This window comes from Saccharopolyspora sp. NPDC003752, from assembly GCF_053605825.1.
This window is the reverse complement of the sequence record NZ_JBSGJZ010000002.1, coordinates 131,347-153,949: the sequence shown is the minus strand read 5'-3', so window position 1 is coordinate 153,949 and position 22,603 is coordinate 131,347. Positions and strand designations below refer to the sequence as shown.

The window sequence follows — 22,603 nt, the reverse complement described above, 5'->3', positions numbered from 1 at the left end:
CTCACATGTGCGGGACGTTGTCGGGAATGCGGTAGAACGTGGGGTGCCGGTACACCTTGTCGCCGCTGGGCGCGAAGAACGGGTCCTTCTCGTCCGGGCTGGACGCGGTGATCGCGTCCGCCCGCACCACCCAGATGCTCACGCCCTCGTTGCGGCGCGTGTAGAGGTTGCGCGCGTTGTGCAGCGCCATCTCCTCGTCCGCGGCGTGCAGCGAGCCCACGTGCACGTGGTTCAAACCCCGCTTGCCGCGGACGAAAACCTCGAACAGCGGCCACGCGGACCGCGGCGCACCGGTCTCGGCGTCCGAACTCATCGCGCGACCTCCTCGCGTGCGGCCTGCTTCGCGGCGTGGGCGGCTGCCGCATCGCGCACCCACTGCCCCTCCTCGTGCGCGGCCCGGCGCCGGACCAGCCGCTCCTCGTTGCACGGCCCGTGCCCGGCGATCACCCGCTTGAGCTCGGACCAGTCCGGCTCGCCGAAGTCGTAGTGCCCGCGATCCTCGTTCCAGCGCAGCGCCGGATCGGGCAGCGTGACGCCCAGCGCCTCCGCCTGCGGCACGGACATGTCCACGAACTTCTGCCGCAGCTCGTCGTTGGTGTGCCGCTTGATCCGCCACGCCATGGACTGCTGGGTGTTGGGCGAGTCGGCGTCCGGCGGGCCGAACATCATCAGCGACGGCCACCACCAGCGGTTCGTGGCGTCCTGCACCATCTCCCGCTGCTCGTCGGTGCCGCGCATCATCGTCATCAGCAGCTCGTAACCCTGCCGCTGGTGGAACGACTCCTCCTTGCAGATCCGCACCATGGCCCGCGCGTAGGGCCCGAAGGAACTGCGGCACAGCGGCACCTGGTTGCAGATCGCCGCCCCGTCGACCAGCCAGCCGATGACGCCGATGTCCGCGAAGGTCAGCGTCGGGTAGTTGAAGATCGACGAGTACTTCTGCCGGCGGGTGATGAGCTTCTCGGTCAGCTCCGCGCGGTCCACGCCGAGCGTCTCGGCCGCCGAGTACAGGTACAGCCCGTGCCCGGCCTCGTCCTGCACCTTCGCCAGCAGGATCGCCTTGCGCCGCAGGCTCGGGGCCCTGGTCAGCCAGTTGCCCTCCGGCTGCATGCCGATGATCTCGGAGTGCGCGTGCTGGGCGATCTGGCGCACCAGGGTCTTGCGGTAGCCCTCCGGCATCCAGTCCCGCGGCTCGATGCGCTGGTCGTGCGCGATCCGCTCGTCGAAGTGCTCCTGCAGCCCGGCGTCGCCGAGCCGGTCCACCGCGCTGGTCATGATGCCCCCTGCTCCGCCGGCCGCTTGGCGACCAGCGTCAGCACGTCGTACTTGGCCACCGAGGCACCGTCCTGGTTGGTCACGTCCACGTCCCAGCGGACCTCGCCGTGCTCGGCGCCGACCCGCGGCGTGATCTGCTTCGCGGTCATCGTCACGGTGATCTCGTCGCCCGGGTAGGTCGGCGTGAGGAACCGGAGGTTCTCCAGCCCGTAGTTGGCCAGCACCGGACCCGGGTCCGGGTCCACGAACAGCCCGGCGGCGAAGGACACCACCAGGTAGCCGTGCGCGACCCGGCCGTCGAAGAACGGGTTGGCCTTCGCCGCTTCCTCATCGGTGTGCGCGTAGAAGGTGTCGCCGGTGAACTCGGCGAAGTGCTCGACGTCCGCCAGCGTCACGGTGCGCGGCCCGGCGACCACCGTGTCGCCGATGCGCAGCTCGTCGAGGTGCTTGCGGAACGGGTGCTTCTCGGTGGTGTTGCGCGGAGTTCCGGGCACCCACTGCCCGGTGATCGCGGTCAGCGTCGCCGGGTCGGCCTGCACCGCGGTCCGCTGCATGTGGTGCAGCACGCCGCGAACGCCGCCCATCTCCTCGCCGCCGCCGGCGCGGCCCGGTCCACCGTGGACCAGCGCGGGCAGCGGCGAGCCGTGCCCGGTGTTCTCCCCGGCGTTCTCCCGGTTCAGCACGAGCATCCGGCCGTGCCGCGACGCCGCGCCCAGCACCACTTCGCGGGCGAACTCGGCGTCGGCGGTCACCACGGATCCGGCGAGGCTGCCCATGCCGCGCCGCGCCAGCTCCACGGCCTGCGCCGTCGTCTCGTACGGCAGCACGGTGCTCACCGGGCCGAACGCCTCCACCTCGTGCGGCTGCGGCTGGTCCGGGTCGTCGCAGCGGACCAGCAGCGGCGGCAAGAACGCGCCGCGCTCCGGGTCGGCGTCGACGACCTCGACGCGCTCGGGGTCGCCGTGCATCAGGGTCCCGGCCTCCAGCAGCGCCTTCAGCGAGCGTCGGACCTCCTCGCGCTGCTCCAGGCTCGCCAGCGCGCCCATCCGCACGTCCGGCGAGGCGGGGTTGCCGACGACGACCTTCTCCAACCGCGCCTTGGCGGCCGCCACCACGTCGTCGATCCGGTTCGCCGGCACCAGCGCCCGGCGGATCGCGGTGCACTTCTGCCCGGCCTTGACCGTCATCTCGGTGACCAGCTGCTTGACGAACAGGTCGAACTCCTCGGTGCCGGGCCCGGCATCCGGGCCCAGGATCGAGCAGTTCAGCGAGTCGGCCTCCACGTTGAACCGCACCGAGTTCGCCGCCACCACCGGGTGGGCGCGCAACCGCTGCCCCGTCGCCGCCGAGCCGGTGAACGACACCAGGTCCTGGTCGGTGAGGTGCTCGAACAGGTCGCCGACGCTGCCGCAGATCAGCTGCAGCGATCCCTCGGGCAGGAGGCCGGAGCCGAGCATCAGCTCCACCAGCCGGTGCGTGAGGTACGCGGTCTGGCTCGCCGGCTTGATCAGGCTGGGCACCCCGGCCAGGAACGCGGGCGCGAACTTCTCCAGCGGCCCCCACACCGGGAAGTTGAAGGCGTTGATCTGCACCGCAACGCCCTGCAGCGGCGTGCAGACGTGCTGCCCGACGAACGTGCCGCCCTTGCTCAGCGGCTCGACCGCGCCGTCGACGTAGACGGTGCTGTTGGGCATCTCCCGGCGGCCCTTGCTGGAGTAGCCGAACAGCACCCCGATGCCGCCGTCGATGTCGAACTTGGAGTCGCCGAGCGTGGCCCCGGTGCGGGCCGACAGCGCGTACAGCTCCTCGCGGTGCTCGCGCAGGTGCGACGCGAGGCTCTTCAGCAGCGCGGCGCGCTGGTGGAACGTCAGCTCGGCCAGCGCCGGGCCGCCGCTGCCGCGCCCGTGGGCCAGCACCGCGGCCATGTCGATCCCCGCCGAGGAGACCCGTGCGACCTCCTCGCCGGTCACCGCGTCGCGCAACGGCACCCCGTTGTCCGCTGGCGCGTGCCAGGCACCGTTGACGTAGCTCCGCAGGGCAGCCATGCGGCCCGACCTCCTCCGGCTGGTTCTTTAACTGACCGTTCGTTCGAAAAAGTACCACCGGCGACCGGTGTCGCACACCACCCGGTGCAGCTAAATTCTGCTGTACCGAGCCAGAAACACCAGCCCGGGCGGGAACCCTTGACAGCGTCCGGCGGCGCAGTATTAATTACCGACTATTCGTTCGGTTATGAGGCGGTGAACCCCAGTGCAGGAGCCCGGCGCGACGACGCGCAACCCGGCCCAGGCCATGTTCGACGACGACCGCGCCTCGCGGGCGCTGGGCATCGAGCTCGTCGAGACCGGCAGCGGGTTCGCCCTGGCCCGGATGCGGATCACCGACGCCATGGTCAACGGCCACGGGATCGCGCACGGCGGCTACATCTTCCTGCTGGCCGACACGACCTTCGCCTGCGCGTGCAACAGCCACGGCCCGACGACCGTCGCGGCGCGCGCGGACATCACCTTCATGCGCCCCGCCCGCGCCGGCGACCTGCTGGTCGCCCGCGCCGAGGAGCGGACCCGCTTCGGCCGCAGCGGGATCTACGACGTGTCGGTGCACCGAGGCGACGAGCCGATCGCCGAATTCCGGGGCCACAGCCGGTCGTTGAACGGCTCGTCCGAGAACCAATCCGAGGGAGCCAAGCGATGACCGCGACAACGGGCGCCCCGCGCCGGCTCGGAGCCGCACCGGATCCGGCCGATCTCGACCCCGCCGAGCGGTACTCCGCCGACGAGCTCGCCGCGGTGCAGCTGGAGCGCCTGCAGCACACCCTGCGCCACGCCTACGAGAACGTGCCGCTGTACCGCGACAAGTTCGACGCGGCGGGCGTCCGCCCGGAGGACTGCCGGAGCCTGGCCGACCTGGCGAAGTTCCCGCACACCACCAAGCAGGACCTGCGCGAGAACTACCCGTTCGGCATGTTCGCCGTGCCGATGGAGCAGGTCCGCAGGCTGCACGCCTCCAGCGGCACCACCGGCAACCCGACCGTCGTCGGCTACACCAAGCGGGACCTGGACGTCTGGGCCGACGTGGTGGCACGCTCCATCCGCGCCGCCGGCGGGCGGCCGGGCCACAAGGTGCACGTCGCCTACGGGTACGGCCTGTTCACCGGCGGGCTCGGCGCGCACTACGGGGCCGAACGGCTCGGCTGCACCGTGATCCCGGCCTCCGGCGGGATGACCGCCCGGCAGGTGCAGATCATCCAGGACTTCAAGCCCGAGATCATCATGGTCACCCCCTCCTACCTGCTCACCCTCGTCGACGAGTTCGAGCGCCAGGGCATCGACCCGCGCGGCACGTCGCTGAAGATCGGCATCTTCGGCGCCGAGCCGTGGACCGAGCAGATGCGGCAGGAGATCGAGGAGCGGCTGGACATCGACGCGGTCGACATCTACGGCCTGTCCGAGGTGATGGGGCCCGGCGTGGCCAACGAGTGCGTGGAGACCAAGGACGGGCTGCACATCTGGGAGGACCACTTCTACCCCGAGGTGATCGACCCGTTCACCGAGGAGGTGCTGCCCGACGGCACCGAGGGCGAGCTGGTGTTCACCTCGCTGACCAAGGAGGCCATGCCGGTCATCCGCTACCGCACCCGGGACCTCACGCGGCTGCTGCCCGGCACGGCCCGGCCGATGCGCCGGATGGCGAAGGTGACCGGCCGCAGCGACGACATGATCATCCTGCGCGGCGTCAACGTCTACCCCACCCAGATCGAGGAGCTGGTGCTGCGCACGCCCGGGCTGTCGCCGCACTTCCAGCTGGTGCTCACCCGCAGGGGCCGGATGGACGAGATGGCGGTCCGCGTCGAGGCGCGCACCGACTGCCCCGCCGACCGCCGCGAACCCGCCGCCGCCGAACTGGTCCGCGCCATCAAGGACGGCGTCGGCGTCAGCACCGAGGTCGCCGTGGTGGACCCGGACACGCTGGAGCGCTCGGTGGGCAAGTTGCGCCGCGTGGTGGACCGCCGCGAACCCCGTTCGGCCGGCTGAAATACTGCGAGCCATGTCGGGGAACGCTGGTCGCGCGAATCGCCGAGGTCGACCGGGCTACGACCTCGGCAGACTGCTGGACGTCTCCGTCCGGGTGTTCAACGAGCGCGGCTACGAGGGCACCAGCATGGAGGACCTCTCCCAGCGGCTGGGCATCACCAAGTCGGCGATCTACTACCACGTGTCCAGCAAGGACGAGCTGCTGCGGCTGAGCGTCAACCGGGCCCTGGACGCCCTGTTCGCGGTCACCGAGGAAGCGGCGTCGACCACCGGCAAGGCCATCGACCGGCTCGAACACGTGGTCCGGCGCAGCATCGAGGTGCTGGTCGACGAGCTGCCGTTCGTCACGCTGCTGCTGCGGGTGCGGGGCAACACCAAGGTCGAGCGGCAGGCGCTGGCCCGGCGCCGCGAGTTCGACCAGGTGGTCAGCGAGCTGGTCCGGCAGGCCGAGGCGGAGGGCAGCATCCGCCCGGACGTCGACCCGGCGCTGACCAGCCGCCTGCTGTTCGGCATGGTCAACTCGATCATCGAGTGGTACCGGCCCAGCCGCGGCCTGCGGGCCGCGCAGGTCGCCGACGCGGTGACCAAGATCGCCTTCGACGGGCTGCGCACCGGCGCCGACGACCGCGCGCCGGAGGCCCCCGGAACTCGCGCGAAATAAATTCCAGATCTCGGCGTCATGATGATCTCGCCCGCGGGTCTCGATCCCGTGGGCGATCTGGAGCGCCCGCCGCGCGCGCGGAACGAAGAGGGGATTTCGTGCGCGCGACCGGCCGTCGGTCGTGGCTTGGATGTGGGTCGCGACCGGCGGTCACCCGAGCAACTCCCGTCACGTTCGCCGCAGCGGCGCGATTCCCGACCGCGTTGAACACAGTGGACAGTCACGCGGCGGCGTCGAAATCCCCAGCTTGTGGGTGACGAAAGCCCCCTGCGATCACGGCCCCGGTCCGCTTACGCTCCTCCGATGTGGCCGCCCGGGACCCGGCGGCCGCACGGCGGATCCGCTGAAACTGGGGACAGCGGCACCAAAAATCCGGAACCGGCTGCGCGCCGGTGCGTCTGCGGTCTTCGGCAGGACCCGGGTCCGCCCTCCCTCTCGCCCTGCACCCTGGACGAGCACTCTGGAGGCCAACCGTGTCCAGGCTTGAGTCGATCGCTCGCGCCTTCCTCCGATACCTGTACGAGGACGACCGCTTCCGGCCCGAGATCGCGGACTTCTTCGCCAGCCCGGCGGCCGTGGCGGCGGCGCTGCAGCCGTCGTGGGCGGAGCTCGCCGAGGTCGTGCAGACGCTGCGCGAGCACGAGCTGATCGCCACCAGCGGCACCGGGTGGCAGGGCGCGCCCGCCCGCGCCGGGCTGACCGGCTCCGGGCTGATCTGCGCGGGCAGGCACGGCGGCGACATCGGCTCGTGGGCCAGGGCGCAGTCGGTCGCGGTGCTGGACGAGCGTCCGGCGGACCCCGTGGTGCCCGCCCAGCCGGCGCCCGCGCCGCCGGCGCGCCCGGACTTCACCGGGCTGAGCCGGGTGGCCAAGGTCGTGCTGCTGGCGCTGCCCACGGTGCACGCGCGCTACGGCGACACCGCCGAGATCGAACTCATCGCCCGGCGGCTGGGCGAGGCCGTGCGGCAGGACAGGCCGGATCCGCGCCGGGTGCGGCTGCTCGCCTTCCGGCTGCGCAGCGAACTGGCCTCCGGCTCGGTCGCGAACACCCTGGGCGTGGTCCTGCTCGACGGCCTCGACGAGGCCCTGGCCGAGAGCGGCCTCGGCGGAGTCCCGCGGGGCGAGCGCAGCGGGCCGGCCGAACAGTCCTAAGAGGACCCCGGCGGTAGTGACCGGGTTCACCGCGGATGCCCACCGTGCGCACGGTCACGCACTCCGTGTGCTGAGATTCCCGGTATGGACACGGGCACCTGGCCGCGAGTGGCGGCGCGCCGCGAGCTCGACGCCGCGGGCGTCCGGCCGCAGCTGCGCCCCGCCTACCAGCGGTGCCGGATGCTCAACGCCGCGCACGGGCGCACCTACTTCCTCGCGACCCGGCTGCTGGCGCCGCAGCAGCGGCCTTCGGTGCACGCGCTCTACGGCTTCGCGCGGTGGGTGGACGACATCGTCGACGACACCGACCGGCGGCGGACCGTGGCGGACCGGCAGCAGGCGCTGGACCGGCTGGACGGCGAGCTGCGCGCTGGCCTGCGCACTGGGTCCAGCGACGACCCGATCCTGGCCGCGCTCGTCGACACCGTCGCCCGGCACGGCATCGACCCGGCGCTGTTCACCGACTTCATGGCCTCGATGCGGATGGACCTGACCGTCCACGCCTACCCGACGCGGGCGGCGCTGGACGCCTACATCCACGGCTCGGCGGCGGTGATCGGCCTCCAGCTGCTCCCGGTGCTCGGCACGGTGTGCCCGGCAGGCGAGGCCGAGCCCTACGCCGCGGCGCTGGGCGGCGCTTTCCAGCTCACCAACTTCCTGCGCGACGTCGGCGAGGACCTCGACCGCGGCCGGGTCTACCTGCCGATGGAGGAGCTCGCGGTGTTCGGCGTCGACCGGGACCGGCTGGCCTGGTGCCGGGAATCGGGCCGCCCGGACCGCCCGGTGCGCCGCGCGCTGGCCGACCAGGTCGCGCGCACCCGCTCGAAGTACCGCGCCGCGGAGCCGGGCATCGCGCTGCTCGCGCCCTGGTCCCGGCCGTGCGTGCGCACCGCCTTCACGCTGTACGGCGAGATCCTGGACCGCATCGTGGAATCCGGGTACGACGTGTTCGGGCAGCGGCTCGCGGTCTCCGGCGCGCGCCGCCTGGAGGTCGCCGCCGGAGCGCTCGGCTCCGTCGCCGCCGCGCGCCTCCGCGCCCGCCGCTCACACGTGTGACCGACGCCCGCACGGGGTACGCGAAGCACGTCCGAAGTCGTGCGGAGGCGAGGTGAACGGGCATGCCGCAGCAGAGCTGGACCGCAACGGAGGAACGCCAGTACCAGCACATCAAGGACCAGGCGATCGAGCGCGGTAGCACCGAGGACCGCGCCGAGGAGATCGCGGCGCGGACGGTCAACAAGAACCGGGCGCAGCGCGGCGAAGCCAGGCAGCAGAGCAGGACCGCCACGCAGGACATCCCGCCGCAGCGCCGCGGTGGGCTGCGATCCGGCTCCGGCCCGGGCGGGCGCACCAAGCAGCAGCTCTACGCGGACGCCCAGCGCGCCGGCATCAAAGGCCGTTCGAAGATGACGAAGTCGGAGCTGGAGCGGGCGCTGCAGCGGAGCTGACCCGGGCGGGCGAACGGGTGCGTGTGGGGGGCAAACCAGATGGAGAGCGAAACGCCGTCGCGCTGGCAGGACGTCGGCACGACAGGCGAAGTGATCTCGCAGGCCGGCCGGGAACTGGAACGAGCCGCCAGGAAGGGCCGGGCACCGGGCGAACCCGCCGCGGCCCGCGAAGCGCTGCTGGCCGTCACCGCGGCGGGTGCCCGGCTGGCCCGGCAGCTCGACATGCTGGCCGCCGCCTACAAGACGCCGAACCCCGCCGAACCGTCCGAGCTGCACGTCGCGCTCGACCAGGCGGCAGCCGCCGCAGAGGACCTCGGCAACTGCGCGAAGGTCGCCGCGCAGGCCATCCTCGACGAATGACGGCGCGGCGACCTCCGGCCGCTACGGCGCCTGGACCACGCCCGCACCGACGTCGGTCGACGCGAGCGGCAGCCGGCGGGCGGTCTGCGACAGCCGCGCCCACAGGCCCCACGCCCGCTCCGCGTGCTGCTGCGCGTGCAGCGCCGCGACGCCCGCGACGTGCGGCGTGGCCATGCTGGTGCCGCTGAGCTTCCGGTAGCGCTCCGCTCCCGGCCAGCTCGAGTAGACGTCCACGCCGGGACCGACCAGGTCCACCTGCCCGATCTCGTCGACCGTGCCGCTGGAAAAGTCCGCGATCTGCAGCTGCGAATCGATCGCGCCGACGGCCAGGATGGACGGGCAGTTGGCCGGGTGGCCGACCGGCGCGATCTTCCCGGCGGAGCGCTCGCTCTCGTTGCCGGCCGCGGCGATGATCAGCGTGCCGCGTTCCATCGCGCGCTGCGCGACCCGCTCGAAGGCCGCGGAGAACGCCTCGCCGGGCTGCGTCGGCGCGCCGAGCGACATCGACACCACCGCGGCACCGTTGGAGATCGCCCACTCGATGCCGGAGAGGATGCCGCTGTCGGAGCCCGAACCGTCGTCGCCGAGCACCTTGCCCGCGTAGATGCTGGCCTCGGACGCGATGCCGTAGCCGGGCCCGGCCTGCGAGGTGCGCGGCCCGCAGGAGGTGCCGATCACGTGCGTGCCGTGCCCGTGGCCGTCCTGCACGTCCTGGCCCTCCACGAACGAGCCCGTGACGATGTCCCGGCCGGCGAAGTCCGGGTGCTTGAGGTCGAGGCCGGTGTCGAGCACCGCGACCCGCACGCCCTTGCCGGTGGGCTGCGCGCGGTCGGCGCGCACGGTTTGCAGACCCCAGGTGAATTCGCCGTCCGCGACGGCCGGTTCCGCGCCGATGGCGAACACCCGGCGCTCCGGCTCGAACGCGGCGATGGGGCCGCTCTCCCGGGCCGCGTTCGTCAGGGCCGCCGCCTGCTCGGCGTCGGCGCTGACCAACGCGATGCCGAGCTGGTGCAGCACGATCCCGCCCGCGCCGCGGAACAGCTCGCCCGGCGCCGCGCCCGCCGCGTCGGCCGTGTTGGCGCAGCGGATGCCCGTCAGCCGCGTCAGCTCGCGGGTCCCGATGATCGTCGAGTTGTCTTCCAGCAGCACCAGATAGCGTCCGGTGGAGCTCTCCTCGTTGGTGGTCATGGTCGCTCCCTCGGCGAGTTCCAGGTGCGGCGAACCGCCACACCGTTCTCAGGTGTATCGCGCGTTACGGACAGTCACAAGCACCCACTCGGGTAAGGACCGCACTATCCGTACCACCCATCTCGACTTCCTCGGCGATTATCTTGCGACACAACGCTTTCGTGGTACCTCGGCCGGGGATCTCCGGCACGCGCGAATGACATTTCCCGGCGTACGTCCGCACACTGGTCGTAATCACCGCCGATAGTTCGGAGCGAGCCGTGCGCGATCCCAGCCAGCGTTGCATCTTGATCACCGGCGCGACCGGCGGACTCGGCCGGGCCCTGGCCCACCGGCTCGCCGAGACCGGTTCCCGGATCCTGATCCACGGGCGCAGTGCGGAGCGCGCCGAAGCGGTGCGCGCGGAGATCGCGGCGGCCACCGGCTCGGACCGCCTCGGCGTGCTGGTCGCCGACCTCGCCGAGCTCCGCCAGGTCGAACAGCTGGCCAACGACGCCCGGCTGCGCTGCGACCGGCTGGACGTGCTGGTGAACAACGCGGGCGTCGGCTCCGGACCACCGGACAGCGGCCGGGAGGAGAGCGCGGACGGCATCGAGCTGCGGTTCGCGGTGAACTACCTGGCCGGGTACCACCTGACGCGGCTGCTGCAGTCGCTGCTGATCTTCTCGGCGCCGGCCCGGGTGGTCAACGTCGCCTCGGCCGGGCAGCACCCGATCGACTTCGACGATCCCATGCTGACCCGCAACTACCTCGGCTACCGCGCGTACGCGCAGAGCAAGCTCGCGCAGATCATGTTCACCTTCGACCTGGCCGAGCAGCTGCGCGGCACCGGCGTCACGGTCAACGCGCTGCACCCGGCGACCTACATGAACACCGCGATGGTCCGCGAGGCCGGGGTGAGCCCGGTGGCCACCGTGGCCGAGGGCGTCGCGGCGACGATGCGGCTGGTCACGGACCCGGGACTGGACGAGGTGACCGGGGAGTACTTCCATGGGACCCGCGCCTGCCGCGCGCTCGAACAGGCCTACGACGGGCAGGCCAGGGCGCGGCTGCGGAAACTGTCCGACGAGCTCGTCGAGCGGGCCGGCGGCTGAGCCCGCCACAGCGGATCGCGGAACCGGAGGCCAACGCCATGAACAGCGGAACCCAGCACCGGATCGTCGTCGGGGTGGACGGCTCGGATTCGTCCAGGTGCGCCCTGCGGTGGGCACTGCGGCAGGCAGCCCTTTCCGGGGCCGTGGTGCACGCGATCACCTCGTGGGAGTTCCCGGCCTTCTACAGCTGGGAAGGCGGCCCGATGCCGCCGGACGACTTCGAGGAGGCCGCGCGCAAGAGCCTGGCCGACACCGTCGACGAGATCGAGCACGAGCTCAGCCCGGCGGTCCCGGTGCAGCGCGAGCTCACCCACGGCCACGCGGCGCAGACGCTGCTCGACGCCTCCGAGGGCGCCGACCTGCTGGTGGTCGGCAGCCGTGGCCACGGCAGCTTCTACGGTGCGCTGCTCGGGTCGGTGAGCCAGCGTTGCGCCCAGCACGCCAAGTGCCCGGTCGTGATCGTCCGGCACTGAACGATGAGCCGGTGGATCGACTTGCGCGGCGGCGTAGCGGAATCTCGGCGGCCTTCCCGGCTGCCGCGCGTGCGGCGTCAGGAGCCGGTGTGGCCCAGGCGTTCGGAGAGGGCCGACGCGCCTTCCGCGACGAGCTCGCGCAGCGCCGCCTCGGTCTCGTCGTTCCAGCGCAGGATCGGCGCCGAGATGCTCATCGCGGCCACCACCTCGCCGGACTGGTCGCGCACCGGCGCGGCGACGCAGGCCACCGACTCGTTGGACTCGCAGTACTCCCCCGCCACGCCACCTTCGGCGATGGCGTCGAGCTCCTGGCGCAGCGCCTTGCGGGTGGTGATGCTGTGTTCAGTCATCGCCTCCAGGCGGCGGTTGCCGTAGAGCTCGTCGACCTCGGCGCGGGGCAGCGCCGCCAGCAGGGCCTTGCCGAGCGCGGTGCAGTGCGCGGGTAGCCGCCGGCCCACGGCCGAGACCATCCGGACCGGGTGGCTGCTGTCGACCTTGGCCACGTAGAGCACGTCCGTGCCGTCGCGCACCCCGACGTGCACCGTTTCCTGGCAGCGCTCGGCGATCTCCTCCGCGACGAGCTGTCCCTCGCGGGCGAGGTCCAGCCGCTCGGCGTAGGCCGCGCCGAGCTGGAAGCCGCGCACGCCCAGCCGGAACCGGTTGCTGCCGCGGCCGGCGGGCATCAGGTAGCCGCGCTCGCTGAGGGTGCCGACCAGCTCGTGCACCGTGGTGCGCGGCAGGCCCAGCTGCGCGGTGATCTCCGGCGCGCTCAGCTCGTGGGCGTCCAGGAACAGCTCCAGGACATCGAAGGCCCGTTCCACGGCAGGTACCGCTCGTGCCACGCGTACTTCCCCCTGTCGGAACTCGTCGGCCAGTTGACCGATATTTCGAACATCGTATCCGATATCGACCACGGCGAGCCGGGTCCCTTGACCACCCGGCCCGGCCGATCATACGATTTGACGAACGTTGTTCGACATTTCGGACGGAGCTACCGGTGCGCCAGACACGTGAATTCCTGCGGTCCCAGGGACTGCCCACCGACGACTCCCCCGCCACCAGCACGAAGCGGTTCCCGGACGGCGCGCAGTACCGGGTGGAGATCCCCAGCACCGAAGGCCCCGAGGTGCTCGACGCGGTGCTCGCCGAGGCGGACGCCCGCCAGGTGCCGGTGCACCGCATCTCCCAGGGCAGCGGCGGCATGCTGCTCACCGACGACGAGCTGCGCGCGATGGCCGCCACGGCCGCCGGGCGGTCGGTCGAGCTGAGCCTGTTCGCCCGGCCGGTCGCCGGGTGGGACACCAGCCCGATGGCCACCGCCCCGGCCGGCGGCCCGGTCGCCGCCCAGGCGCGCGGCACCGAGCAGCTGGTGCACGTGCTGGAGGACATCCGCCGCACCGCCGACGCGGGCATCCGCAGCGTGCTGATCACCGATCTCGGCGTGCTCAAGGTGGCCGCGGCGATGCGCGCGGCCGGCGACCTGCCGCCGGACCTGCAGTTCAAGATCAGCGTCCAGATGGGACTGGCGAACCCCGCCTCGGTGCGCATCGCCGAGGACCTGGGCGCCGACACCTACAACGTGCCGACCGACCTCAGCATCGGGCAGCTGGCCGCCATCCGCGCCGCCACCGACCTGCCGCTGGACGTCTACGTCGAGGCGCCCGACGACATGGGCGGCTTCGTCCGGCACTTCGAGATCGCCGAGATCGTGCGCGTCGCGGCCCCGGTGCACGTCAAGTTCGGGCTGCGCAACGCGCCGAACATCTACCCCAGCGGCACCCACCTGACGCCGACGGCGGTGGCGCTCGGCCGGGAGCGGGTGCGCCGCGCGCAGATCGGCCTGGACCTGCTGCGCCGCTACGCCCCGGACGCCGCGGGCTCGCAGCTGCCCGCCCCCGGCTTGGCGGTGCCGGTACCCGGATAGTCCACTTCGGACTGGAGGCGGGCGTTGACGGGGTCGCGCGCCGCGGCCAGAGTAGGCCTGCAACGGCTGCGGTGAAGGAGTCGCGATGGCAGCGCCCGCCCATGTTCCGGACGTGTTCGATCCGCGCAGGTACGCCGACGGCGTGCCGCACGACGACTTCGCCTGGCTGCGGCGGCACGCGCCGGTGAGCCGCCAGGAGGAGCACGAGATCGGCGACTGGCCCGCCGGGCCCGGATTCTGGGCCGTCACCAGGTATTCCGACGTCGTCGCGGTGCTGAAGTCCGCCGCGACGTACTCGTCCTGGCTCGGCGCCACCCAGATCCGCGATCCCGACCCGGCGGACCTGCCGTTCATCCGCAGCATGATGCTCAACCTCGACCCGCCGGAGCACGGGCGGCTGCGCCGCCTGGTCAGCCGCGCGTTCACGCCCCGGCGGATCGACCGGTTCCGGCACGAGGTCGCGGAGCGGGCCCGCCTGCTGGTCGACGGCGTCGTCGAGCGCGGCGAGTGCGACCTGCCCGCCGAGGTCACCGACGACTACCCGCTGCGCAATCTCGCCGATCTGCTCGGCGTGCCGGAGTCGGACCGGCGGATGCTGCTGGAGTGGACCAACCGCGTGATCGGCTACCAGGACCCGGAGCACTCCGAGGTGGTCCGCGGCGCGGACGGCAAGCCGGTCAACCCGCGTTCCCCGGCGATGCTGGCGGACATGTTCGCCTTCGCCCAGGACCTCGCTGCGTTCAAGCGCCGGAACCCGGCCGACGACGTGATGACCGCGCTGGCCACCGCCGAGCCGGGTGGGCGCGGCCTGGCCGACGCCGAGCTGGAGATGTTCTTCTTCCTGCTTTCGGTGGCGGGCAACGACACCGTGCGCAGCGCGTTGCCGGGCGGGATGCTCGCCTTCGCCGAGAATCCCGACCAGCTGCGGCTGCTGCTGGCGGATCCCGGGCTGCTGGACTCCGCCGTGGAGGAGACGCTGCGCTACCACCCGCCGGTGCTCAGCTTCCGCCGGACCGCGTCCGCCGACACCGAACTCGGCGGCCGGCGCATCGCCGCCGGGGACAAGGTCGTGGTCTTCCACTGCTCGGCGCACTTCGACGAGCGGCGGTTCCCCGACCCGCACCGCTTCGACATCCGGCGCGCGCCCAACGACCACGTCGCCTTCGGCAACGGCCCGCACGTCTGCCTTGGCGCGCACTTCGCCCGGCTGCAGCTGCGGGCGTTCTACCGCGAGGCGCTGTGGCGGATGCGCGACCTGCGGGTGGCCGGGCCGGTCGAGCGCCTGGTGTCGAACTTCATCAACGGGATCAAGCACCTGCCGATGGCGTTCACGCCGGGGACCAGGTGATCGGCGGCGGGTCCCGGGCACGCCCCTTATGGTCGGGCGGTGACCGCCGCCACAGCCCTTCGCTCCCGGCCCGGCCGCTGGATCATCGTCGCCACGATCCTCGGCTCCGGGGTGGCGTTCCTGGACGGCTCCGTCGTCAACGTCGCGCTGCCGGCGATCGGCCGGGACGTGGGCGGCGACCTCAGCGTCCTGCAGTGGGTGCTGGACGCCTACCTGCTCACGCTCAGCGCGCTGCTGCTGCTCGGCGGCGCGCTCGGTGACCGCTACGGCCGCCGCCGCGTCTACACGCTCGGGCTGGTGCTGTTCACACTTGCTTCGCTGGGCTGCGGCCTGGCGCCGAACGGCGCGGCCCTGATCGCCGCACGCCTGCTGCAGGGCGTCGGCGGTGCCCTGCTGGTGCCCGGCAGCCTGGCGCTGATCAACTCCACGATCCGCCACGACGACCGCGGCGAGGCGGTCGGCCGCTGGGCCGGGCTGACCGGCGTGGCCTCGGCGATCGGCCCGTTCGTGGGCGGGTGGCTGGTGGACGCGGCGTCCTGGCGGTGGGTGTTCTTCATCAACGTCCCCATCGCGGCGGCCGCGCTGCTGGCTCTGCGGCACGTGCCGGAATCCCGCGGCCCGGCCGCCGCCGGGCCGTTGGACGTCCTCGGCGCGATCACCGTGACCGTCGGGCTGGCCGGTGCCGTGTACGCCCTGATCGAGATCCCGACGAACGGGTGGAACGCCGCCAGCGCGGCGGCGGCCGTGGTGGGCGTCGCCGCGCTGGTCGCGTTCCCGCTGATCGAGTCGCGCCACCCGGACCCGCTGCTGCCGCTGTCGTTGTTCCGCTCCGCGCAGTTCACCGGCGCGAACCTGACGACCTTCACCGTTTACGCGGCCTTGAGCGGCGCGTTGTTCCTGCTGTCGCTGCAGTTGCAGCAGTCGATGGGCTACACCGCCCTCGCCGCGGGGATCGCGACGCTGCCGATCACGATCATCATGCTGCTGGTGTCCGGGCGCGTCGGCGCGCTCGCGCAGCGCACCGGACCGCGCCTGCCGATGAGCATCGGCCCGGTCGTCTGCGGGGTCGGCCTGGCGCTGCTGACCTGGGCGGTGCCCGGCAGCACCTACCTCAGCGGCGTGCTGCCCGGCGTCCTGGTGTTCGGCGTCGGCCTGTCCATCACGGTGGCGCCGCTGACCTCGGCGGTACTCGCCTCCGTCAGCCCGGACAACGCCGGTGTCGCCTCCGGCGTGAACAACGCGGTGTCCCGGCTGGCGGGCCTCCTCGCGGTCGCGGTGCTCCCGGTGATCGCCGGGTTGTCGCACACCGGCGCGGGCGAGCCGCTCGGCCCCGGCTTCGGGCAGGCGATGCTGATCTCCGCGGTCATGTGCGCGGCCGGCGGCGTGCTGGCGTGGCTGACCATCGACCGCGCCCGGCGTGTCGAGACGTACCCGCTGCCGGGCCTGAACCACGCGTGCCAGGATCCGTGCACCTGCGACCTCGACCGTAATCCAGACCGGTGAAGTTCCGGATATCGAATCGCGAGTTGGGCCGTTTGGACTAGGATGCGCACACCCCGTTCGCCAACCCTGACGGAAGTGACGCCCACGTGGAGCTGGACAACGCCGTCTTCCACCTCATGCGCCGCGCCATGCAGGAACACACGTCGAGCTGGCAGTCCCGCCTGCCGCACCTGACGAAACCGCAGTACGCGGTGCTCAACGCGATCCGGGCGAACCCCGGAATAGAGCAGGCGCAGCTCGGTCAGCGGGCCGCGATCGACAAGGCGACCCTCGCCTCCCTACTGGTCCGGATGGAGCAGCGCGGGCTGGTGCACCGCACCGTTGACGACGCCGACCGGCGCCGCCGCCTCCTGCGCCTCACCCCGATCGGCGAGGCCGAACTGCGCGTCGTCGAACCGATCGCCGACCGGGTGGACATCGAACTGCTCGACCGGCTCACCCCGGCCGAGCGCGCCGAGCTGCTCCGGCTGCTCGACAAGCTCGCCCCCCGCGACCGGCTGGTCAACTGATCCGCACCCCCGGCGTGCCCGTCATGCGGCGGGGCTCGCCGCGGTCAGGCGGTGCATCCGCAGCAGCCACAGCTCCAGTTCGGAGAGCTGGCCGTCCAGGCTCTCGCTGCCGTACATGTCCGGGCTCGCGCGCAGGGTGTTCAGCTCCTCCCAGCGCTGTTCCATCTGCTCGACCATCTCCCGCAACGTCACCTGGTGCTCCTCTCCCCGACGCGCAACACCGCCGATGACGCTACGGCGTTTCCGTGCACGCTCGGTAAGGCCGAAAGTCACGGTTTCACCCGATCTTCCGGAACCGATCGGGACCATCCCGGGTACCCGTTGTGATCTCATCGGTGCATGAGACGAGGGCGCCGAGGCCACCCCTGCGAACCCGACACCAGCCGGATCGGCCTGTGGCGGTGCGACGTCTGCGGCCAGCAGTGGGAGATCCACGGAGTGGCCGGCAACCCGCGAATCCGCAAGGTGAGCCGAGTCGGCTGGTTCCTCGCCAAGCTCCTGGGCTGACCGGTTTTCCTATTCCAGGCTCGCCTTGCGTGGCGGTGCGGGTGGCGGAACCTCAGGAGTCTTCTCGCTGTGGGATCCCCGACTCATGAATGCCAATTCACCACGTCGGGGCTGTCCTCGCGAGAAGACCCCTGAGAACCCGCGGCGGTGCAAGCCGCGTAGGTGGGCCAAGCGGCTTCGCCGCTTCAAGGGCAAGAACCAAAGACGGACACACCCCCGGTGCTTACCGGTCGAGGGCTGGGCGCTTGCCGTCGAAGGCCCAGCCCGGGACGAGGTACTGCATCGCCAGCGCGTCGTCGCGGGCGCCGAGGCCCTCGCGCCGGTAGAGCTCGTTCGCCTCGGCCACCCGGCTCATGTCGAGCTCCACGCCGAGTCCCGGGGCCGTCGGCACCGGTAGCCGTCCGTCGGCGATGACCAGCGGGTGCCGGGTGAGCCGCTGGCCGTCCTGCCAGATCCAGTGCGTGTCGATGGCCGTGATCTCGCCGGGCGCCGCCGCGGCGACGTGGGTGAACATCGCCAGCGACACGTCGAAGTGGTTGTTCGAGTGCGAACCCCACGTCAGACCCCACGCGTCGCAGAGCTGCGCTACGCGCACCGAGCCGCTCATCGTCCAGAAGTGCGGGTCGGCCAGGGGGATGTCGACGGCGTCGGCGCGGATCGCGTGGCCGAGCTCGCGCCAGTCGGTGGCGATCATGTTCGTCGCCGTGGGCAGCCCGGTGGCCCGCCGGAACTCCGCCATCACCTCCCGTCCCGAGTACCCGCGCTCCGCGCCGCACGGGTCCTCGGCGTAGGCGAGCACGTCATGCAGTCCCCGGCACAGGTCGATCGCCTCGGACAGCAGCCATCCGCCGTTGGGGTCGAGCGTGATGCGGGCCTCCGGGAACCGTTCGGCCAGCGCCGTGACGACCTCGATCTCGGCAGGCCCGGGCAGCACGCCACCCTTGAGCTTGAAGTCGCGGAACCCGTAGCGGGCCTGCGCCGCTTCGGCCAGCCGCACGACGGAATCCGGCGTCAGCGCCTCCTCGTGGCGCAGCCGCGACCAGTCGTCGGCGTCGGCGGGCTCGTCGGCCGGGGCTCGGTAGGCCAGGTCGGTCCTGGTGCGGTCGCCGACGAAGAACAGGTAGCCCAGCACCGGCACCTCGTCGCGCTGCTTGCCGTCGCCGAGCAGCTCCGCGACCGGCACGCCGAGATGCTTGCCGAGCAGGTCGAGCAGCGCGGATTCCAGAGCGGTCACGGCGTGCACCGCGACGCGCAGGTCGAAGGTCTGCGTGCCGCGGCCGCCGGAATCCCGGTCGCCGAAGCGGTCGCGCACGCCGGCCAGCACGGCGTGGTACCGCGCGACCGGCTGCCCGACCACCAGGTCCCGGGACTCCTCCAAGGTGATGCGGATGGGTTCCCCGCCGGGCACCTCGCCGACCCCGGTGCGGCCTTCGGAGTCGGTGAGGATCACCAGGTTCCGGGTGAAGTGCGGGGCGTGCGCCCCGCTGAGGTTGAGCAGCATGCTGTCGTGCCCCGCGACGGGAACGACCTGCATTCCGGTCACCAGCGGGCCGTGCTGAGCGGTCATGATCGGCATCCTCCGCGGTCAGTCAGATGTGGACGGTCATCGGGACTCCCCGGGCAGGCGCTCGACGAGACCGGCCAGCAGCGCGAGCTCGGACTCGCCGAGGTCGACCAGCGGCGGGCGCACGGGCCCGGCCGGGCGGCCGATGACCTTCATGCCCGCCTTCACGATGCTCACCGCGTACCCGGCGCGCCGGTTGCGGATGTCGCAGTACGGCAGCACGAAGTGGTCGAGGTACCGGTACACGGCGGCGCGGTCGTGGTCGCGCACCGCCCGGTAGAAGCGCATCGCGAACTCGGGCACGAAGTTGAACATCGCCGACGAGTACGTGGTGACGCCCAGCTCCAGGTACGGCAGCGCGAAGGTCTCCGCGGTGGGCAGGCCGCCGATGTAGGTGAGCCGGTCCCCCAGCCGCGAGTACAGGCGCGTCATCTTCTCGATGTTGCCGACCCCGTCCTTGAACCCGACCAGGTTCGGGCAGTCCTCGGCCAGTGCGGCGACGGTCGTCTCGTCGAAGACCGCGTTGGCGCGGCTGTAGAGGATCACGCCGAGGCCGGTGGCCGCGCAGACCGCGCGGACGTGGGCGGCGAGCCCGTCCTGGTCCGCCTCGGTCAGGTACGGCGGCAGCAGGAGCAGGCCGTCGGCCCCCGCGCGTTCGGCGGAGCGGGCCATCTCGACGGCCATCGCGGTGCCGTAACCGGCCGGGGCGATCACCGGCACGCCCTCGGGCGCCTCCTGCGCGGCCGCGGTGACCACCGACTCGACTTCGGCGGGGGTCAGCGAGAAGAACTCACCGGTGCCGCCGGCCGCGAAGAGCCCGGCCGCCCCGAACCCGCCCAGCCAGCCGATGTTCTCCCGGTACGCGGCCTCGTCGAAGCCGTGGTCGGGCCGGAAGTGCGTCACGGGGAAGGACAACAGCCCGCCGGCCAGCTGCCGGGCCACATCGGTGGGCGAATACGCGGACATCGGCAGATCTCCTTCATCGGGCGGATTCATCTGACTGCGCCGGCCCTGGCGGCGGTGGGCACCGGCGGTGGTTCCCCCGGCTCCGCCGGAGCGCGCCGCGCCCCGGGGGAACCGGCTGCGGATGACAGTAAGGTGAGCCATCAATGCACGTCCAAGTCCAACAATGCATTCACCAATACCGGGACGGCATCATTGTTCACCCTGAACCAGCTCACCGGCTTCGTCGCGGTGGCCGAGGAACAACACTTCGGCCGCGCCGCGCAGCGCCTGCGCATGACCCAACCGCCGCTGACACGGCAGATCCAGCAACTGGAGAAGGAGCTCAAGGTCCAGCTGTTCGACCGCACCAGCCGCACGGTGCGCCTGACGCCGGCCGGGCGTGCCTTCCTGCAGGACGCGCGGCGCCTGCTGCACGAGGCCGACAACGCGGCGTTGTCGGTGCGGCGGGTGACCTCGGGCCAGGCGGGCATCATCCGGATCGGATTCACCGCGACCTCGGCGTACGGGGTGCTGGGCGGCTTGCTGGCGACCGTTCGCGAACACCTGCCGCAGGTGGACGTCGTGCTGCACGAGCTGGTCACCCGCGACCAGATCGACCGCCTGTCCGGCGGTTCCCTGGATCTCGGGCTGGCCCGCCCGCCCGCCGCGCGGCCCGAGCTGGAGTCGCGCCGGTTCCGCGCGGAACCGCTGCTGGCGGCCCTGCCCGCCGGGCATCCGCTCGCCGAGGGCGCGAAACCCCTGGAGCTCGCCGAATTCCACGGCACCGACATGGTGATGTACTCCCCGACCGAGGCCCGGTACTTCCACGAACTGCTCGTCACCACCTTCGGCAACGCCAACGCGCAGCCGACCTACGTGCAGCACGTCAGCCAGATCCACACGGCCCTGGCGCTGGTCCAGGTCGGTCTCGGCACCGCCCTGGTGCCGGCCACCGCGGCCCGGCTGCACTTCGAAGGCGTGACGTTCCGCGAGGTCCGGCTCCCCGAACCGAATCCCGTTGAACTGCACCTGGTTTGGCGCCGGACGAACGACAACCCAGCCCTGCACGCGCTGCTCGACCTGCTGTGACCGAGCCTTGCTCATGCGTCTGCATCGGACGGTTGTCGTGGTCGGCGCCAGGACCGGATCAGCTTCTGCAGCAGCGGAAGCAGGACGACCAGGAGCAGCAGCGCGAACAGGGTGGCGGAGATCGGCCTCGTGATGAAGCCGGCCGGGTTTCCGTCGAAGAGCAGCAGCGACCGGCGCAGCGAGGTTTCGAGCATCGCGCCGAGCACGAAGGCCAGCACCAGCGGCCCGGGCTCGAAGCCGAACTTCTTCATCAGGTAGCCGAGGGCGCCGAAGGCGATCACCAGCCCGATGTCGAAGACGCTGTTGCGGACGGTGTACGCGCCCACCAGCGTGATCAGCACGGTGATCGGGGCGAGGACGGTGGCGCGCACGCGGAGGATCCGCACGAACAGCCCGACCAGCGGGATGCTCATGACCAGCAGCAGGATGTTCCCGACGTACATCGAGTTCACCACGCCCCAGAACAGTTCCGGCCGCTCGGCAACGAGCTGGGGCCCGGGAGTCACGCCCTGGATCAGCAGGGCGCCGAAGATCATCGCCATCGTCGCGTTCGCCGGGATGCCCAGCGTCAGCAGCGGGATGAACGACGACGTCGCGGCCGCGTTGTTCGCCGTCTCCGGTGCGGCCACGCCCTCGACCGCGCCGCTGCCGAACCGCTCCGGCGTCTTCGACCGGCGCTTCTCCAGCGCGTACGCCGCGAGCGAGGAGAGCGTCGCGCCGCCACCCGGGAGCACTCCCAGCACGAACCCGAGCACCGAGCCGCGGCCGATCGCCCCCGTCGAGCGCCGGAGATCCGCGCGGGACGGCCACGCGTTGGCCACCCGGGTGACCGCCGTCGCGCCCCGCCGCCGTTCCTCCAGGCCGTGGAGGATCTCGCCGAGTCCGAAGAGGCCCATCGCGATGGGGACGAAGTCGAGCCCGTCCGACAGCGGCAGCAGGCCGAAGGTGAACCGCTCGGCGCCGGTGAACGCGTCCCGGCCGACCACCGCCAGCAGCAGCCCGATGCAGGCGGCCACGACCGCCTTCAGCCGGCCGCCGCTGCTCACGGTGGCGACCAGCAGGATGCCGAGCAGGGCGAGGGCGGTGTACTCGGGCGGACCGAAGTCGAGCGCGAACCCGGCGATCAGGGGCGCCAGCACCGACAGCACCACGATCGAGGCGGTGCCGCCGACGAACGACCCGATCGCCGCGATCCCGAGCGCGGTGCCGGCCTTGCCCTGCCGGGCCAGGGCATGGCCGTCGAAGACCGTGACGACGGAGGACGCCTCGCCGGGCAACCGCAGCAGCACCGACGTGATGGTGCCGCCGTACTGGGCGCCGTAGAAGATGCCGGCCAGCATGATGATCGCCGTCACCGGTTCGACGTCGAAGGTCAGCGGCAGCAGGATCGCGATCGTCGCGGCCGGGCCGAGACCGGGCAGCACCCCGACCAGCATCCCGATCACGACGCCGATCAGGCAGTAGAGCAGGTTGGTGGGTTCGAGGACGACGCCGAACCCGTCGAGCACCGGAGTCAGATCCATCGCCGCT

Annotated in this window: 24 protein-coding genes; 15 read left to right on the top strand and 9 right to left on the bottom strand. The window is 71.9% G+C overall.

The window, feature by feature from the left end; all coding sequences use genetic code 11:
- Position 1: 1 nt before the first annotated feature.
- From paaB to paaZ, 3 genes are read right to left on the bottom strand one after another with little or no spacing between them, the layout of a single operon-like run.
- Positions 2–313: a 1,2-phenylacetyl-CoA epoxidase subunit PaaB gene (gene paaB, locus ACWEV3_RS03580; protein WP_093263452.1), complete on the bottom strand. Its 312-nt coding sequence runs from the start codon at positions 311–313 to the stop codon at positions 2–4.
- Positions 310–1,275, bottom strand: a complete 966-nt coding sequence (paaA, locus tag ACWEV3_RS03575) for a 1,2-phenylacetyl-CoA epoxidase subunit PaaA (RefSeq protein WP_452612369.1) — start codon at positions 1,273–1,275, stop codon at positions 310–312. The genes paaB and paaA overlap by 4 nt, the downstream gene beginning before the upstream one ends.
- The gene (gene paaZ / locus ACWEV3_RS03570) at positions 1,272–3,320 is read right to left on the bottom strand and encodes a phenylacetic acid degradation bifunctional protein PaaZ (protein ID WP_452612368.1); all 2,049 of its coding nucleotides are present in this window, start codon (positions 3,318–3,320) and stop codon (positions 1,272–1,274) included. The genes paaA and paaZ overlap by 4 nt, the downstream gene beginning before the upstream one ends.
- 247 nt (positions 3,321–3,567) lie before the next feature.
- On the opposite strand from paaZ, the gene paaI reads away from it, so the two are divergent.
- The 7 genes from paaI to ACWEV3_RS03535 all read left to right on the top strand — a co-directional run bounded on the left by paaI (position 3,568) and on the right by ACWEV3_RS03535 (position 8,929).
- Positions 3,568–3,969 (top strand): hydroxyphenylacetyl-CoA thioesterase PaaI, encoded by a 402-nt coding sequence (gene paaI, locus ACWEV3_RS03565; RefSeq protein WP_452612652.1) that lies wholly within the window; start codon positions 3,568–3,570, stop codon positions 3,967–3,969.
- Entirely contained in the window at positions 3,966–5,309 is a 1,344-nt protein-coding gene (gene paaK / locus ACWEV3_RS03560) for a phenylacetate--CoA ligase PaaK (protein ID WP_452612367.1), read from the top strand. Before paaI ends, paaK begins: the two co-directional genes overlap by 4 nt.
- Positions 5,310–5,322: 13 nt before the next feature.
- Positions 5,323–5,970 (top strand): TetR/AcrR family transcriptional regulator, encoded by a 648-nt coding sequence (locus ACWEV3_RS03555; RefSeq protein ID WP_452612366.1) that lies wholly within the window; start codon positions 5,323–5,325, stop codon positions 5,968–5,970.
- Positions 5,971–6,443: 473 nt separating this feature from the next.
- Entirely contained in the window at positions 6,444–7,121 is a 678-nt protein-coding gene (locus tag ACWEV3_RS03550) for a hypothetical protein (RefSeq protein WP_452612365.1), read from the top strand.
- Positions 7,122–7,205: 84 nt separating this feature from the next.
- Positions 7,206–8,177 (top strand): phytoene/squalene synthase family protein, encoded by a 972-nt coding sequence (locus tag ACWEV3_RS03545; protein WP_452612364.1) that lies wholly within the window; start codon positions 7,206–7,208, stop codon positions 8,175–8,177.
- A 62-nt stretch (positions 8,178–8,239) separates the two neighbouring features.
- Positions 8,240–8,569 carry a plasmid stabilization protein gene (locus tag ACWEV3_RS03540; protein WP_132483692.1) on the top strand — a complete coding sequence of 110 codons (330 nt, stop codon included), beginning with the start codon at positions 8,240–8,242 and terminating at the stop codon, positions 8,567–8,569.
- Positions 8,570–8,608: 39 nt separating this feature from the next.
- Positions 8,609–8,929, top strand: coding sequence for a hypothetical protein (locus ACWEV3_RS03535; protein ID WP_452612363.1), 321 nt, complete (start codon positions 8,609–8,611; stop codon positions 8,927–8,929).
- Positions 8,930–8,950: 21 nt separating this feature from the next.
- On the opposite strand, the gene ACWEV3_RS03530 is transcribed toward ACWEV3_RS03535, so the two are convergent.
- Positions 8,951–10,117: a S8 family serine peptidase gene (locus ACWEV3_RS03530; protein ID WP_452612362.1), complete on the bottom strand. Its 1,167-nt coding sequence runs from the start codon at positions 10,115–10,117 to the stop codon at positions 8,951–8,953.
- Positions 10,118–10,404: 287 nt separating this feature from the next.
- On the opposite strand from ACWEV3_RS03530, the gene ACWEV3_RS03525 reads away from it, so the two are divergent.
- Entirely contained in the window at positions 10,405–11,211 is an 807-nt protein-coding gene (locus ACWEV3_RS03525) for an SDR family NAD(P)-dependent oxidoreductase (RefSeq protein WP_452612361.1), read from the top strand.
- Positions 11,212–11,249: 38 nt separating this feature from the next.
- A complete protein-coding gene (locus ACWEV3_RS03520; RefSeq protein ID WP_452612360.1) occupies positions 11,250–11,684 on the top strand; it encodes a universal stress protein in 435 nt (144 codons plus the stop codon).
- 77 nt (positions 11,685–11,761) lie between these two features.
- Here ACWEV3_RS03520 and ACWEV3_RS03515 read toward each other — a convergent pair whose 3' ends face one another.
- Positions 11,762–12,526 (bottom strand): IclR family transcriptional regulator, encoded by a 765-nt coding sequence (locus tag ACWEV3_RS03515; protein WP_452612359.1) that lies wholly within the window; start codon positions 12,524–12,526, stop codon positions 11,762–11,764.
- Positions 12,527–12,681: 155 nt separating this feature from the next.
- Here ACWEV3_RS03515 and ACWEV3_RS03510 point away from each other — a divergent pair, with 155 nt between their 5' ends.
- From ACWEV3_RS03510 to ACWEV3_RS03495, 4 genes are all read left to right on the top strand, one after another.
- Complete coding sequence (locus ACWEV3_RS03510; RefSeq protein ID WP_452612358.1) at positions 12,682–13,608, top strand: U32 family peptidase; 927 nt, start codon at positions 12,682–12,684, stop codon at positions 13,606–13,608.
- Positions 13,609–13,693: 85 nt separating this feature from the next.
- The gene (locus ACWEV3_RS03505; protein WP_452612357.1) at positions 13,694–14,956 is read left to right on the top strand and encodes a cytochrome P450; all 1,263 of its coding nucleotides are present in this window, start codon (positions 13,694–13,696) and stop codon (positions 14,954–14,956) included.
- Positions 14,957–14,995: 39 nt separating this feature from the next.
- Complete coding sequence (locus tag ACWEV3_RS03500) at positions 14,996–16,459, top strand: MFS transporter (protein WP_452612356.1); 1,464 nt, start codon at positions 14,996–14,998, stop codon at positions 16,457–16,459.
- 86 nt (positions 16,460–16,545) lie between these two features.
- Positions 16,546–16,968, top strand: coding sequence for a MarR family winged helix-turn-helix transcriptional regulator (locus ACWEV3_RS03495; RefSeq protein WP_358574175.1), 423 nt, complete (start codon positions 16,546–16,548; stop codon positions 16,966–16,968).
- A 21-nt stretch (positions 16,969–16,989) separates the two neighbouring features.
- Here ACWEV3_RS03495 and ACWEV3_RS03490 read toward each other — a convergent pair whose 3' ends face one another.
- The gene (locus ACWEV3_RS03490) at positions 16,990–17,160 is read right to left on the bottom strand and encodes a hypothetical protein (protein WP_165968058.1); all 171 of its coding nucleotides are present in this window, start codon (positions 17,158–17,160) and stop codon (positions 16,990–16,992) included.
- Between the two features lie 147 nt (positions 17,161–17,307).
- Here ACWEV3_RS03490 and ACWEV3_RS03485 point away from each other — a divergent pair, with 147 nt between their 5' ends.
- A complete protein-coding gene (locus ACWEV3_RS03485) occupies positions 17,308–17,475 on the top strand; it encodes a hypothetical protein (RefSeq protein WP_452612355.1) in 168 nt (55 codons plus the stop codon).
- A gap of 223 nt (positions 17,476–17,698) precedes the next feature.
- Here ACWEV3_RS03485 and ACWEV3_RS03480 read toward each other — a convergent pair whose 3' ends face one another.
- Positions 17,699–19,042, bottom strand: coding sequence for an enolase C-terminal domain-like protein (locus ACWEV3_RS03480; RefSeq protein WP_452612354.1), 1,344 nt, complete (start codon positions 19,040–19,042; stop codon positions 17,699–17,701).
- A gap of 36 nt (positions 19,043–19,078) precedes the next feature.
- Positions 19,079–20,005: a 5-dehydro-4-deoxyglucarate dehydratase gene (gene kdgD / locus ACWEV3_RS03475; RefSeq protein ID WP_452612353.1), complete on the bottom strand. Its 927-nt coding sequence runs from the start codon at positions 20,003–20,005 to the stop codon at positions 19,079–19,081.
- A gap of 192 nt (positions 20,006–20,197) precedes the next feature.
- Between kdgD and ACWEV3_RS03470 the strand changes: the two genes are divergently transcribed.
- Positions 20,198–21,073: a LysR substrate-binding domain-containing protein gene (locus ACWEV3_RS03470; RefSeq protein ID WP_452612352.1), complete on the top strand. Its 876-nt coding sequence runs from the start codon at positions 20,198–20,200 to the stop codon at positions 21,071–21,073.
- 11 nt (positions 21,074–21,084) lie between these two features.
- On the opposite strand, the gene ACWEV3_RS03465 is transcribed toward ACWEV3_RS03470, so the two are convergent.
- Entirely contained in the window at positions 21,085–22,596 is a 1,512-nt protein-coding gene (locus ACWEV3_RS03465; RefSeq protein ID WP_452612351.1) for a tripartite tricarboxylate transporter permease, read from the bottom strand.
- Between the last annotated feature and the right edge of the window lie 7 nt (positions 22,597–22,603).